Origin of the sequence: Peribacillus sp. V2I11, assembly GCF_030817135.1 — a bacterium.
Lineage (GTDB): Bacteria > Bacillota > Bacilli > Bacillales > DSM-1321 > Peribacillus > Peribacillus simplex.
This window is the reverse complement of record NZ_JAUSYW010000001.1, coordinates 4,136,235-4,151,463: the sequence shown is the minus strand read 5'-3', so window position 1 is coordinate 4,151,463 and position 15,229 is coordinate 4,136,235. Positions and strand designations below refer to the sequence as shown.

At 42.6% G+C, this 15,229-nt stretch carries 13 protein-coding genes; 1 reads left to right on the top strand and 12 read right to left on the bottom strand.

Annotation, left to right across the window (positions count from 1 at the left end):
* Positions 1-139 precede the first annotated feature (139 nt).
* From mtaB to gpr, 12 genes are all read right to left on the bottom strand, one after another.
* Positions 140-1,477, bottom strand: a complete 1,338-nt coding sequence (gene mtaB / locus QFZ73_RS20265; RefSeq protein ID WP_251430747.1) for a tRNA (N(6)-L-threonylcarbamoyladenosine(37)-C(2))-methylthiotransferase MtaB — start codon at positions 1,475-1,477, stop codon at positions 140-142.
* Positions 1,478-1,483: 6 nt separating this feature from the next.
* Entirely contained in the window at positions 1,484-2,236 is a 753-nt protein-coding gene (locus QFZ73_RS20260) for a 16S rRNA (uracil(1498)-N(3))-methyltransferase (protein WP_307269967.1), read from the bottom strand.
* A gap of 138 nt (positions 2,237-2,374) precedes the next feature.
* A complete protein-coding gene (gene prmA, locus QFZ73_RS20255; protein ID WP_251430742.1) occupies positions 2,375-3,316 on the bottom strand; it encodes a 50S ribosomal protein L11 methyltransferase in 942 nt (313 codons plus the stop codon).
* Positions 3,317-3,352: 36 nt separating this feature from the next.
* On the bottom strand, positions 3,353-4,468 hold the full coding sequence (gene dnaJ, locus QFZ73_RS20250) for a molecular chaperone DnaJ (RefSeq protein WP_063232996.1): 1,116 nt from the start codon (positions 4,466-4,468) through the stop codon (positions 3,353-3,355).
* A gap of 300 nt (positions 4,469-4,768) precedes the next feature.
* A complete protein-coding gene (gene dnaK / locus QFZ73_RS20245) occupies positions 4,769-6,601 on the bottom strand; it encodes a molecular chaperone DnaK (RefSeq protein WP_034308533.1) in 1,833 nt (610 codons plus the stop codon).
* A gap of 37 nt (positions 6,602-6,638) precedes the next feature.
* Positions 6,639-7,229 carry a nucleotide exchange factor GrpE gene (grpE, locus tag QFZ73_RS20240; RefSeq protein ID WP_251430739.1) on the bottom strand — a complete coding sequence of 197 codons (591 nt, stop codon included), beginning with the start codon at positions 7,227-7,229 and terminating at the stop codon, positions 6,639-6,641.
* A gap of 99 nt (positions 7,230-7,328) precedes the next feature.
* Entirely contained in the window at positions 7,329-8,357 is a 1,029-nt protein-coding gene (gene hrcA / locus QFZ73_RS20235; RefSeq protein ID WP_063232993.1) for a heat-inducible transcriptional repressor HrcA, read from the bottom strand.
* 124 nt (positions 8,358-8,481) lie between these two features.
* On the bottom strand, positions 8,482-9,633 hold the full coding sequence (gene hemW / locus QFZ73_RS20230) for a radical SAM family heme chaperone HemW (RefSeq protein ID WP_307269954.1): 1,152 nt from the start codon (positions 9,631-9,633) through the stop codon (positions 8,482-8,484).
* An 89-nt stretch (positions 9,634-9,722) separates the two neighbouring features.
* Complete coding sequence (lepA, locus tag QFZ73_RS20225; protein ID WP_251430733.1) at positions 9,723-11,558, bottom strand: translation elongation factor 4; 1,836 nt, start codon at positions 11,556-11,558, stop codon at positions 9,723-9,725.
* Positions 11,559-11,734: 176 nt separating this feature from the next.
* Positions 11,735-12,058 (bottom strand): YqxA family protein, encoded by a 324-nt coding sequence (locus tag QFZ73_RS20220; protein ID WP_251430721.1) that lies wholly within the window; start codon positions 12,056-12,058, stop codon positions 11,735-11,737.
* Between the two features lie 21 nt (positions 12,059-12,079).
* Positions 12,080-13,279 carry a stage II sporulation protein P gene (gene spoIIP / locus QFZ73_RS20215; RefSeq protein WP_251430719.1) on the bottom strand — a complete coding sequence of 400 codons (1,200 nt, stop codon included), beginning with the start codon at positions 13,277-13,279 and terminating at the stop codon, positions 12,080-12,082.
* 86 nt (positions 13,280-13,365) lie between these two features.
* Positions 13,366-14,484, bottom strand: coding sequence for a GPR endopeptidase (gene gpr, locus QFZ73_RS20210; RefSeq protein ID WP_251430717.1), 1,119 nt, complete (start codon positions 14,482-14,484; stop codon positions 13,366-13,368).
* Positions 14,485-14,770: 286 nt separating this feature from the next.
* On the opposite strand from gpr, the gene rpsT reads away from it, so the two are divergent.
* A complete protein-coding gene (gene rpsT, locus QFZ73_RS20205) occupies positions 14,771-15,037 on the top strand; it encodes a 30S ribosomal protein S20 (RefSeq protein ID WP_034308554.1) in 267 nt (88 codons plus the stop codon).
* The last annotated feature ends 192 nt before the right edge of the window (positions 15,038-15,229 follow it).

Here is a 15,229-nt window from a genome sequence, read left to right as displayed (position 1 = left end):
AACAATCTATAACTAGTTGTACGTACCTCTCATGATACCATATTTTATCCACTTTGACGATATATATAGTCTTTACCCGAAAGTGCCAAGAAAACACATCTGAAAGAGGATAAAAAAAAGACAGCGATTAACCGCTGTCTTAGATATTGGATGCTTGTTGCAACGGAAAATCCTTCATGACCGTCACGAACTGACCTTCACTAAATGGATAGCCAGACTTTGTAATTTTCACTTTGACGATTTCACCGACCATTTCTTCCGAAGCCGGGAAGACTACTTTCATGTAATTATCGGAGTATCCCTCATAAAGGCCATTTTCCAACTTCGTTTCAGGAATGACTTCAAGAACTTCCCCCTCGAATCGGGAGGCATACTCTTTTGCCAGCTGATCCGACAAAGTGATAAGGCGGTGGACGCGTTCATTTTTGACCTCTTCATCCACTTGATCTTCCATACGGGCAGCCGGAGTCCCTGTCCGTTTTGAATAAGGGAAAACATGAAGTTCGGAGAATTTATATTTTTCTATAAAGTTATATGTCTCCATGAATTCATCTTCGGTTTCACCTGGGAAACCTACGATGACATCAGAGGTAACAGCAAGACCCGGAAGTGCAATTTTCAACTTTTCGATTCGATCACCGAAGAAATCCATCGTATATTTACGTCTCATCCGTTTTAGAACTGTATCGGAACCCGATTGGATTGGTATATGCAAATGACGAACCACTTTTTTCGATTTCGTCAGCACTTCAATGATCTCATCTGTAATTTGGCTGGCTTCAATGGATGAAATGCGGATACGCTTCAGCCCATCGACTTTTTCCAAGTCCCGCAGCAGCATAGCCAAATTATAGTCTTTTAAATCGTCTCCGTAGCCGCCAGTATGAATTCCGGTGAGGACTAGCTCTTTATAGCCTGCCTCGACAAGCTGTTCAGCCTGGTGAACGACTTCTTTTGGATCGCGGGAACGCATCAAGCCACGAGCCCAAGGGATGATGCAGAAAGTGCAGAAATTATTGCAACCTTCCTGAATCTTAAGTGAAGCGCGCGTACGGTCTGTAAAAGCAGGTACATCCAACTCTTCGTAGACACGGTTTTTCATGATATTTCCTACGGCATTGATTGGTTCACGTTCAACCTTGAATTGCTCGATGTAATCAAGGAGTTTAACCCTGTCTTGTGTTCCTACAACAATATCCACACCTGGTATGGCCATGATTTCTGCCGGCGATGTCTGTGCGTAACAACCCGTTACCGCTATGACGGCATTCGGATTTTTACGAATGGCACGACGGATGACCTGACGGCTTTTCTTATCGCCAGTGTTTGTCACCGTGCATGTGTTGATGACATATACATCTGATGTATTTTCAAACTCAACACGATCATATCCCCCAGTTTTGAATAATTGCCATATAGCCTCTGTTTCATAATGATTCACTTTACAGCCTAATGTATGGAAAGCGACCGTTGCCATTTTTCATCACCTCAAAAGTTCTACATGATAAGAAACAGCGGAAAGTGCATATAAAGGTGCTGTTTCAGTTCTTAATATTCTTGGTCCAAGACCGCAAGCCATAAAACCGGCATCAGTCAGTTTTTCAATTTCCTTATCTGCTAAACCACCTTCAGGCCCAAAAACGAATAGGATGGATTGCCCAGCGGTGATATTTTTCAAGACAGAAGCGAGTACAGAAGTTTCCCCCCGTTTAGCCTCTTCTTCAAAAGCGATTAATTTATGATCGAAACCGGAAGCATACCCGGCTAGCTGATCTGCCGTCATCGGTTCCTTGATGGCAGGGATGACCGTGCGGTGAGATTGTTCGGCCGCCTCTTTTGAAATCTTCTGGAGCCTCTCCAATTTCTTACCTACCTTTTTGTGGTCCCATTTTACCACCGAACGAGCAGCAATAAAAGGGATAAATTCAACGGCACCCAGTTCAGTACCCTTTTGAACGATATATTCCAACTTATCCCCTTTAGGCAGACCGCTCGCTATCACAACCCTCACAGGAAGTTCCTTTTCTTCATTCTTCCATTCGGTAACGGTCCCTATAACAGCATCATCAGTAATTTCCGAAATTTCCGCGACAGCCGTCATACCATTACCTTTCACCGTGATGATCCGCTCCCCAGGTCCCATTCTCATCACCCTGGCGATATGGTGAAAATCATCGCCTGATATCGTCACTGTGTTTCCATTGATGTCTACTTCGTTAAGAAAATACCGTTGCACACTGCCACCTACTTCGTCTAGTCTAAAAAACTCACAGGCTAACAGTCAGGAATCCAGAATGCAAGCCGTGCAAAGATTCAAGCTAAAAAAAGGTACTCTGACTATCCAAATACCCGATAATCAGAGTAACTTTTTCAATTAATCATTTCTTTTCGCGATTATTGCCACCCAATCTTCCATCAAGATCGTTTCTTCAACGGTGAAACCAGATGTTATAATCGCATCCTTCACATCTTGTTTCTTAGTTTGAATGATTCCCGAGGCGATGAAGTATCCGCCAGGTTTAACCACTTTCGCTACATCATCCGTAAAACGCATGATCACTTCGGCAAGAATATTAGCCACGACGATATCCGCTTGTTCATTCACACCATCCAGCAAATTGCCTTGTGAAACGGACACTTTATCCTGCACGTTATTTAGTTCCACATTTTGTATGGCTGACTGTACAGCCACTTCATCCAAATCAAGGGACTGAATTCGTTTTGCGTCCAATAATGCAGCTGCAATGCTCAGAACACCAGAACCCGTTCCAACATCAACGACTAAATCCCCAGGCCGTACTGTACGTTCCAGCGCTTGGATGCACATGACCGTCGTCGGGTGTGTTCCCGTTCCGAAGGCCATGCCTGGATCAAGTTCAATGATCAATTCGTCACTGCTTACTGGAGTGTAGTCTTCCCATGTTGGCACGATTGTAAAACGTTCGGATATCTTGACGGGGTTATAATATTTTTTCCAAGCCGTCGCCCACTCTTCTTCATTCACTTCACTGATTGAAACAACATTTTTCCCAAGGTCTATATCAAAAAGAAGGAGATTATTGATTGATTCCTTAATAGCATCAATGGTATCGCCAAGGAAGCTGTTAACGGGCAGATAAGCCTTGATGACTACACCTTCATTCGGATAATCATCTGGGTTTAAGTGGTAGATTTCGCCAAAAACATTTTCACGTTCCTTGACTAATTCTAGAGGATCCTCAATGACAACACCACTCGCACCTGCCTCATGAAGAATATTCGAAACAGGTTCAACCGCTTCATTCGTTGTTTGGATTGCAAATTCAGACCACTTCATAATCTACCAACTCCCAATTTGTTCTTTTACTTTTATTCACCTATCTTTAAAAGCACGCTTTACTTTTGAGAAAAAGCCATCTTCTTGTTCATCAACACCTTGTCCGCTGATATCACTGAACTCACGAAGCAGGTCCTTTTGTTTTTCCGTTAATTTCTTAGGGGTGACCACTAATACGACCACATGCTGATCTCCTTGGCCATATCCTCTGACATTCGGAACACCTTTTCCTTTTAAACGGAAACGAGTGCTTGTTTGTGTACCTGCAGGAATCTTCAGCTTCACTTTACCATGCAGCGTCGGAACTTCTATTTCATCGCCTAATGCTGCCTGGGCAAAAGTAACCGGCATTTCACAATAAATATCATCGCCATCCCGCTCAAAGAATTCATGGCTGCGCACATGGAAGACTACATACAGGTCTCCTGCCGGGCCGCCATTGATTCCTGGTTCTCCTTGGCCGGTTACACGCAACTGCTGGCCATCATCAATACCTGCTGGCACCTTGACTTGGATCTTTTTACGTTTTTGGACTTTTCCGTCGCCGCCGCATGTTGAACATTTATTAGGAATGATTTTTCCTGTTCCTTGACAATGGTGACATGCTCTCCGGTTCACAATCCTTCCGAACGCCGTGTTTTGTTCAACATTCAATTGACCGGTTCCATGACAATGTGAACAGTTTTCCACTTTTGTACCTGGTTTGGCACCGGATCCTTTACATGTATCACAATTCTCTTCACGCGGAATTTCGATCTCAGTATCTTTTCCGAATGCAGCCTCTTCAAAAGAAAGCGTCATCGTATACTGTAAATCCGCACCTTGACGCGGCGCATTAGGATCTCTTCTGCGTCCGCCGCCGCCAAAGAAGCTACTGAAAATATCTTCAAAACCGCCGAAACCGCCAAAGTCCTGACCGCCAAAGCCCTGATTGGGATCTGTATGTCCGAATTGGTCATAATGGGCCTTTTTCTGTTCGTCACTCAACACTTCGTAAGCTTCCTTGATTTCCTTGAATTTATCCGCAGCATCGTCCGCTTTATTAATATCAGGGTGATATTGTTTGGAGAGCTTTCGATACGCTTTTTTGATTTCATCCTTCGAAGCACTCTTCGAAAGGCCTAACACCTCATAATAATCGCGTTTACTCATATCTAAAATCCACTCCCGATTCGATTCACATAAAGGTAATATTATCACTGAACGAAGATAATAATCAACTAGAAAAGTGCAAACGGCTTTAACACATTTTTGTAAATGGTATTGCCAGCCCCAATTTGCACACATTTTTCTCTGAAATCCCACGATTCCCCACCAGTGATTGTAGCACTTCCCGACAATGATTCCATCCACTGTAAAAAAAGCCAAAGTCAAGATAACCTGACTTTGACTTTTTTACAATGGCAGGCAGAAATACTGCCCAATATATCAGTGTCCCGATTGGGCCACTTTTTATTTTTTCTCTTCTTCGTTAACTTCAGTGTATTCAGCATCAACCACATTATCGTCTTGAGCAGACTCGCCAGCACCGGCTTCGCCAGCTTGCTGAGCTTTTGCAGCTTCTTCATAAAGCTTCATTGTCAAAGCTTGAACGATTTCGTTAAGCGCATCTTTTTTCACGCGGATTTCTTCAAGCTCATTCTTCTCGATTGCAGCTTTCAGCTCATCCTTCGCTTCATTCGCTTTTGTTACTTCCGCTTCGTCCACTTTGCCTTCTAGATCTTTAAGAGTTTTTTCCGTTTGGAAAACTAATTGATCAGCTTCATTACGAAGTTCAACTTCTTCTTTACGTTGTTTATCGCTATCGGCATTTTCTTCCGCTTCACGTACCATGCGTTCGATCTCTTCATCAGAAAGTCCTGAAGATGATTTGATGGTGATCGCTTGTTCTTTGTTCGTGCCAAGATCTTTCGCACGAACATTCACGATACCATTCTTATCGATATCGAATGTCACTTCAACTTGTGGAACTCCACGCGGTGCCGGCGGAATGTCACTCAATTGGAAACGGCCAAGAGTTTTGTTATCCGCTGACATTGGACGCTCACCTTGAAGGACATGGATATCAACTGCCGTTTGATTATCAGCCGCTGTCGAGAATACTTGTGATTTACTTGTCGGAATCGTAGTATTACGGTCAATCAGTTTCGTGAATACTCCGCCCATCGTTTCAATTCCAAGTGAAAGTGGAGTTACATCAAGAAGGACAACGTCTTTAACATCCCCTGTTAATACGCCACCTTGAATTGCAGCACCCATAGCCACCACTTCATCAGGGTTTACACCTTTGCTTGGTTCTTGACCGATTTCTTTTTTGATCGCTTCAACAACCGCAGGAATACGTGTAGATCCACCAACAAGGATTACTTTGTCGATTTCAGATGCTGAAAGACCAGCATCTTTCAATGCTTGACGAGTTGGTCCCATAGTACGTTCCACAAGACCTGTAGAAAGCTCATCGAATTTAGCTCTAGTCATCGTTACATCCAAGTGAAGAGGGCCAGCTTCTCCAGCTGTGATGAATGGTAAAGAAATTTGAGTTGACGTTACGCCGGAAAGATCTTTTTTCGCTTTTTCAGCTGCATCTTTCAAACGTTGAACCGCCATTTTATCTTTTGAAAGGTCGATTCCGTTTTCTTTCTTGAATGCTTCAACTAGGTAATCGATGATGACCTGGTCGAAATCATCCCCGCCTAGACGGTTGTCACCAGCTGTGGACTTAACTTCGAAAACGCCGTCTCCAAGTTCCATGATCGACACGTCAAATGTACCGCCGCCAAGGTCGAATACAAGGATCGTTTGATCTTCTTCCGTTTTATCCAACCCGTATGCAAGTGCTGCAGCTGTCGGTTCGTTGATGATACGTTCCACTTCAAGACCGGCAATTTGACCAGCATCCTTAGTTGCTTGACGTTCTGCATCATTGAAGTAAGCAGGTACAGTGATAACCGCTTTAGTTACTTTCTCGCCAAGATACTCTTCAGCGTATGATTTCAAGTATTGAAGGATGATTGCAGAAACTTCTTGAGGAGAGTATTCTTTTCCTTCAATTACTTCTTTATGATTGGTACCCATATGACGTTTAATGGAAATGATCGTGTTAGGGTTTGTAATCGCTTGGCGTTTTGCCACTTCCCCTACTTGCCTTTCTCCATTTTTGAATGCCACTACGGATGGTGTTGTACGGTTTCCTTCTGGATTCGGGATTACTTTTGGTTCCCCGCCTTCAAGTACAGATACACAAGAGTTTGTTGTACCTAAGTCAATACCAATAATCTTGCTCATAGTTTCACTACCTCCCAATTATTTATATGTAAAAATCCTATTCGTTCACTTTTACCATTGCAGGTCGAATCACACGGTCTTTAAGAAGGTATCCTTTTTGGAATTCCTCGACGACGATGTTCGAACCGAAGTTTTCATCTTGTACTTGCATGACCGCTTGATGCAAACGCGGATCGAACTCTTCGCCAACCGAACTGATCGGTTCGATGCCTTCTTTAGTCAATGCATCAGTAATCGCTTTATAGACCATTTCCATGCCTTGAAGCAAGGATTTCGTCTGTTCATTTTCCGCTTCGATTTTTGTGGCTCTTTCAAAATTATCAAGAGCCTCCACTAAATCACTAGCAATACTTTGAACTCTATATTTTTGAGCCGCCTCCATATCAAGCTTGGCACGGCGTCTTGAATTATCAAAATCTGCCTGCAGACGAAGATAACGGTTATCCATTTCTTCGATTTTCGCCTCAAGTTCAGCAATCTTTTCATGAGCCAATTGAAGTTCATCTTTCTCAACCGGACCATGGTTTTCTTCCGCTGGAATTTCTTCTTCAGCGAAAACTGCTTCTGCAGCGCTTTCCTCGATTGTTTCATTTTCCAATGTTTGTTCTTCGTTTTTATTTTCTGTCACAATCTCACCTCCCTAAAAGGGTTATACAATTTATGCTAAAGTAATATGCCAGGCCGCGGAATATACTCCTCCGCCACCTTAACAATATTACCTTTGCTACTATTTTTGATACAGTTTTGTCATCAGGGCCGTTAAATCTTTCGAGAAAAAAGAAAGCAAACTGATCACTCTCGAATACTCCATTCTCGTTGGACCCAATATGGCTAATGTGCCCACTTGCTCCTGCCCGATTGAGTATGTTGCCGTTATCAAACTGCAGTCATCGAGCACTGTGTTTTGATTTTCACGGCCAATCTTGACGTGGATGCCCGATGGATTTTGAGTAATGAGTTCATAAAATCCCTGTTCCTGCTCAATCATCGATAAAAGCGTGCTTACTTTAGCAATATCATGGAACTCCGGCTGCCTCAGCATATTCGTTTTCCCGCCGAAAAATATTTTTTCGGGCTTTGTGTCCGTCAGGGTCTCCGCAAGGACCGAGACCATCGATCCATAGTTATGAATATGGCGGCTCAATAGAACTGCCACTTCCTTATAGATCTTATCCTTTAGATCAACTAGAGGCACATCGACCAAACGGGAATTCAATATGTTCACCATCTTTTCAATTTCGTTTATATCAAAAGAAGGCGGTAAGGAAATCATTCGATTTTCCACATGACCTGTATCCGTAATGATGATGGCTATTGCCGTTTCGGGACTTAAAGGAATGATCTGGATTTTTTTCAGCTTATGCTCATTCACTTTGGGCCCGAGTACAATCGCCGTATAATTCGTCAGTTCCGAAAGTATTTTCGCTGACTTCTGAACGATCTTTTCCAATTCATAAATTCGTTCTACAAAAACTGATTTTAATATCTTCATTTCATTCTTTTTCGGAGCTTGAGGAGAAAGTAAATGATCCACATAATATCTATACCCTTTTTCAGAGGGGATCCTACCCGAAGAAGTGTGGGTTTTTTCTAAAAATCCCATTTCTTCAAGATCTGACATTTCATTGCGAATTGTGGCAGAGCTGAACGTAATTTCATCTTTCTTCGACAAGCTTCGTGACCCGACTGGCTGGGCAGAATGGATGAAATCCTCGATTATCACTTGTAGAATCAATAATTGACGATCAGTTAGCATGTATGATCACCTCTGTTAGCACTCTGTCTCATCGAGTGCTAATATACTAATAAATTATCAAATGAAGCTTATGATGTCAACAATGAAAACCGCTAATTCATCGTTAAAATAACATAGATTTCCTTCAGTCAGAATCAATGACGCCTAAAAATGATTGGAACACTTCATTTCCAAGCAGTTTGCCCCGCTCGGTCAAGCGCACGAACCCGCCTTCCACCTTAAGCAGACCCTTTGCCGATCCTTCTTCGAGCGGTTTCCTGAAAATCTCCGTCATTTCAACAAAAAATTTATTTTTGAAGATTTCCAATGAAACACCTTCCGTTTTCCGGAGCCCCAAAAACATTTCCTCTTCCATCCGTTCATGAAGCGGTACCGGGTGTTCTTCCAATACAGGCAGCTCGTTCACCAGCAATGGCGTGATGTATTTCTTCACAGGCCCATGATTGGCCACCCTTTTACCTCCAGTATAGCCATGTGCACCGGCACCAATTCCATAATACTCCACATTATCCCAATATGTCAGGTTGTGCCTGCTTTCAAACCCAGCTCGGGCAAAATTACTGATTTCATATTGATGCAGACCATGCTTCTCCATCTCTTCCATCAGCCTCTCATACATCAAAGCCTCGAGCTCCTGCGGCGGCAGGTTTAATTTACCCCTTCGCATCTGATTATAAAAAACCGTCTTCGGCTCAACGATCAATGAGTAGCTGGAATAGTGCGGCAATTGAAGGGCAATCGCTTTATCCAGCGTATCCTTGAAATCTTCCATCGCTTGTCCCGGCAATCCATAAATCAAATCGATGCTTATATTCGTAAAGCCAACCTCTTGAGCCAAATGAATCGTTTCATATACTTCAGAAGCCCGGTGAGTCCGGCCAATTCGTTTTAATAATTCATCATTGAAGCTTTGCACTCCAAAGCTAAGTCTATTGACCCCTGAATCATAAAGTATCTCGAGTTTTTCCCTCGAAAGATCCCCTGGATTGGCTTCGAATGTATATTCACCTTTTTTTGGATCAAATGGCAAGGTTTCATTGATTGCTTCACATAAGAATGCAAGCTGCTTTTCATCTAGAGATGTCGGTGTCCCTCCACCTACGAAAACCGTATCCAATTCGGCAGTCGGGTATTTGGAAAGCTGCATACCCATTTCCCTTTTCATCATCTGTAAATATTCGTCAACCGGCTGTCCCTGCAAAAATACTTTATTGAAATCACAATAGTGACAAATATGTTCACAAAATGGTATATGGAGGTAGGCGCTTTTAATCATTGTGTTCACAACCTTTTAATCGAATGAGTCGATAGAAAAAGAGGCTAGATCTCCTCTACCCTCTTTTTTCTATCTATCGTTTATTTTATTTATTTCTTTGGTGTCGTATCATCCATTTTCAAAACAGCCATGAAAGCTTCTTGCGGCACTTCAACGGAACCTACCTGTTTCATCCGCTTTTTACCTTCTTTCTGTTTTTCGAGCAACTTACGTTTACGGGAAATATCGCCGCCGTAACATTTAGCCAATACGTTTTTGCGCATTGCGCTAATCGAAGAACGAGCCACGATTTTTTGCCCGATTGCTGCTTGGATCGGCACTTCAAATTGTTGTCTCGGAATCAGTTTCTTCAATTTTTCAACAATCACTTTACCGCGTTCATAAGCAAAGTCCTTATGGACGATGAAACTTAAAGCATCGACAGTTTCAGCATTCAGCAAGATATCCATCTTCACAAGCTTGGACGGTTTATAGCCGATCATCTCATAATCGAATGACGCATAGCCTCTTGTATTGGATTTCAATTGATCGAAGAAATCATACACGATTTCCGATAATGGTATTTCGTAATGAATGCTTACACGAGTCTCATCGATATATTCCATATCAATGAAGTTACCGCGTTTATTTTGACAGATTTCCATGATCGCCCCGACAAACTCCGTCGGTGCCATCATCGTTGCTTTGACATATGGCTCCTCGACCCGTTCGATCTTTTGAGCATCCGGCATATTCGACGGATTATCCACTTTCAGGACTGTTCCGTCTGTTTGGACCACATCATAAATAACACTTGGTGCAGTGGTGATCAGATCAATTTTGAATTCACGTTCAATCCGTTCCTGGATAATTTCCATATGAAGGAGTCCAAGGAATCCGCAACGGAAACCGAAGCCCAATGCTTGCGATGATTCCGCCTCGAACTGCAGCGCTGAATCGTTCAATTCCAATTTCTCCAACGCATCCCGTAAATCATTGAATTTCGATGCGTCAATTGGGTATAAACCGCAATATACCATCGGATTCATCTTCCTGTAACCCGGCAATGGTTCTGACGCACTATTCACAGCGCTGGTAATCGTATCACCAACAGTCGTATCACCAACGTTTTTAATGGCAGCCGTAAGGAAACCTACATCACCGACGTTCAGTTCATCCAACAGCTGGGTCTTAGGGTTGAAGACACCCAATTCGGTAACATCGAATTCCTTGCCAGTGGACATCATTTTGATTTTGTCTCCCACTTTAATGGAACCCTCAACAACACGGATATAGGCAACTACACCGCGGTACGCATCAAACAGTGAATCGAAAATAAGCGCCTTGAAAGGAGCATCGGGATCACCTTGTGGAGCTGGAACCAATTCAACGACCTGTTCCAAAATATCCTCGATTCCGATTCCCGCTTTAGCCGAAGCCAAGACTGCATCGGAAGCATCCAAGCCAATCACTTCCTCGATTTCTCCACGCACCCGTTCCGGATCTGCACTCGGCAAATCAATTTTATTGATGACCGGAAGGATTTCCAGATTGTTGTCCAAGGCTAAATACACGTTTGCAAGCGTTTGGGCCTCAATCCCCTGTGCCGCATCGACAACAAGGACAGCACCTTCACACGCTGCAAGGCTTCGTGACACTTCATACGTAAAATCGACATGTCCCGGTGTATCAATAAGATGGAAAATATATTCTTCGCCATCTTTTGCGTTATATTTCAATTGAATCGCATTCAATTTAATCGTAATTCCACGCTCACGCTCTAAATCCATGGAATCCAACAGCTGACTCTTCATTTCACGCTGAGTCATGGCGTTCGTTTTTTCAATGATACGATCCGCCAATGTAGATTTACCATGATCAATATGAGCAATGATGGAAAAGTTACGGATCTTTGATTGTCTTTTTAATTTTTCTTCTCTATTCATGACGTTCACTCCCACTAGTCGACACAATACACTATTTTTTATTATATCAATAGAAAATGCAAGATTCAACAGAATAGTTACAAAAGAAGCATCATTGCAGGGCATTGGATAAAAAAAGGCTGCATTCCGGATTCGGATGCAGCCTTTTGGCAGGGCATACTCAACTTATTCCATACCTATATCATATCAATAAGCGATTGAAAGGCCCCTGATATGGTCTCTCCAAGCGTTTTACCGATCGATGAGAAAAAGTTGAAGGCTTTCATTTCTTCAAGCTTTTCTTTTTTCGTCTCCAAATCATGACTCGTTACTTTTTCGCCAAGGATATCCGCTTCCATCTCCCCTTGGTCCGATTGGTTAATAATGAATGCACTATTCAAAGAGGGATCTTCATACCCCTTCATTTTTTTCATCCCGTCGTTCGCTTGCTGCATACCGATTAGAACACCTAAAAATAATACGAGCACAATCCCTGTACATTTCAACCAAAATCGAACCATGATAAAAGAACTCCTTTCAAATTACTTCGCTTCCGAATCCCCGGTCGTGTTATCCACTGCTTTGGCATCCCAGTAAAATTCACTGAAAACATTGCTAAAGGCATCAACGGTCAAGTACATTTCCTCGAAAGTATTATCAACACCGCCTATTTCTATGAGCATGGCATTGCTTGACAAATCCTGATTGTATACTCCATTCTGCCCCGCTCCGCCTTGTTTCATAACCCCTCGTGAAATGCCAGGGTATTTTTTCTCCAATGCTTTATGAAGCTTATTGGCAAGCGCCGCATTTTTTTCGAAGTTCGGGTTATTGCCCCCGATCACGAAGGCAATCTTGGCATAATCTTTACCGTTAATGTTAATGGTCGTATGTTTTTTTCGTTTAGAATCACGATGGATATCAATCATATATTCTAGATCTTTGTTGGTAGCCAACGCAGTCTGAACGGATTTACGAGACTCTTGATAGGATTTGGCATAATTCAATCCTTTATTATTCAGATTTCCCATGATGTCCGTTTTATCGAGCGAGGAGCCAATCCCCTTATCAGCCAAATCTTCAACCATCCGTTCCCCGAGTTTCGTAATATTGATTTTCGAATGGTAGGCTAGGTCGGGATTGGTCACTCCTTTTAAATATGGAAGATATGACTCCCGGTTATGGCTATGGTATATCTCGACCACTTTCCGTCCATTGGTCGTTTGTTTCGGCTGATTGGACACTCCTTTTTCCGGTTCTTCAATCTCATCCAGGTTTTGCAGGGATGCATCCCTTTCTTCATTCAGGACGTCTACTGGCGGCGAGGATTCATACGGCATATTCGTATAATTCGTTCCTTCCCCAGCAACGAGAATTTCATTATCAAAAATCGAAAAGCCAGGAAGTTCCCTGCCAAGTAAACTTCGCGGGTCCTCGAGTGAAATGTTGGTCGAGATTTTTATCAATTGATTCGTGATCACCGATTCCTCTTTACCTTCCGGCAGGGCATTAAAAAGATAATGATTTTCATTTGCCAGCATCGAGAACAGCATTTTTCCCGAGAATTGGTTGGCTACAGTATGTACGGAATTAGAAGATATCCGATACTCCGGTCTTAGGGAAGTCATGACCCCACTGACTGAAAAAACAAAAAGAAGCAAGGCGAGAATACCTAGAAAAGTTTTTATTATTGTTGATCCGTGAATGGCTGTTATGATTCCTGGGGAATTTCTTCTTTTCATCCTTCCACCCTCTCTATAGCTTGTCTATTAATACCTATGACTTTGCTAGAAAGGGTAGAACACCATTTTTGGGCACTGAAAGTGATTTAACGGGTATAGTAGCCGGTATTATCTTGATTTATTGAATGATGCAAGGCTGCATTTAACCCATTGGCTATCAAATTGGCCATATCCTCAATGAAAACATCGACTTCTTTCGGTGTAACCATTAAATTTTGACCAAGCGGTGACAGTACCTCATAAATCAATTTCCGTTTCTCATCATCAGGGAGGACACCTATCATCCCCAAGAAGGTTTGGCGCTCCTTTTCACCCGGCATATCCTCTTCGGTCAGCTTTGTGCGCTTCCCAAAACTGAATCCAGCGGGTGCCAACGAACGTGATGGTCTGTCCCCTTCATTCAGTTCCTTGCCAAAGTGCTTCAAAATATAATCTATCGTATCGCTGGCAATTGATACGGCATCCACGACGGTAGGTATTCCAATTGCTATAACAGGAACTCCCAGTGTTTCCTGGCTCAATTCTTTTCGTTTATTTCCAACACCAGACCCTGGATGGATGCCTGTATCCGTAATTTGAATCGTCGAATTCACCCGGTCGATCGAACGGGCAGCCAATGCGTCAACCACGATCAGGAAATCAGGATTACTTTTTTCGATGACTCCTTTTATGATGTCACTCGTCTCGATTCCCGTAATCCCCATCACCCCGGGGGAAATCGCACTGACCGGCCGATAGCCTTCCTTGACGGACTCCGGCTGCAATTCGAATAAATGTCTTGTGACTACAAGGTTCTCAACGACTGCAGGCCCAAGAGCATCGGGAGTAACATTCCAATTACCAAGACCGACAACCAAACAACTGCTTTCTTTGGTGATTTTATTCCGTTTCAAGAAGTATGCCAGTTCGTTGGCGAACACCTTTTCCACCCGTTGCTGCGTATCCGTGTCCTGCTGGCGGATTCCCTGCACTTCAATGGTCAAATAGCTGCCCTGCTTCTTACCGATTTCTTTTTCACCCTCAGCCGTGACCTCGACTAAGGATACCTTAAGATCATCCACATCTTTTTCCTTAATAATGACCCCTTCGATACGGGATACATCCACTTCCTCTACAACACCTTTATGTTCAAGGGCAATTTCCTTTGCTTCAATCGCCAAATCTGTACGAATTCCGTATTCACTAAGGTCCAAATTATTTTCCATAACGGCCTCCTGATGTTTGAATTGTATCTAATCTAGTATTTTCAATAGTCTCTCTTAAACATTCTGTCATTTTTGCTTTTTTATTATTCATTTTTTTGGTACAATGAATGATGACGAGATGAATTTATTACTGAAATTATAATTCCTTTTATAATTCCTTTTCGATTCTCAATCTGAAGTATTGCATATTTATGAGCAGTCTGATAGAATATCACTTGTGCTATTTGATATGGATTTGAAAAGTCGAGTTCATATAATCTCGATTTCTTTGTAGGAGGTGAACGGAATGCCAAACATTAAATCTGCTATTAAACGTGTGAAAATCAACGACAAAAAACGCGTTCATAACATTACTGTTAGATCAACTATGCGTACTACAGTGAAAAACGCTGAAGTTGCATTAGCTGGTGAAAACGTTGAAGCTGCTAAAGAAGCTCTTTTAACAGCTGCTGTGAAATTAGACAAAGCTGCATCTAAAGGATTAATCCATAAAAATGCGGCAGCCCGTAAAAAATCTCGTTTAGCGAAAAGACTTAACGCTCTTAACGCATAATGACAAAAAATTAAACGATCCAATCGGATCGTTTTTTTTGTGCCGTTTTTTCATAAAAAAGGTGACAGGATATCTGTCACCTTCAGACTGTAGACAAACTCGATGAAAATCGAGTTTGTCTATTTTTATGGCTTGTACAATTTGGACGTTGATTTCCACTCCAGGCACTCGCTTTCCGCGGGCGGTCGGGGA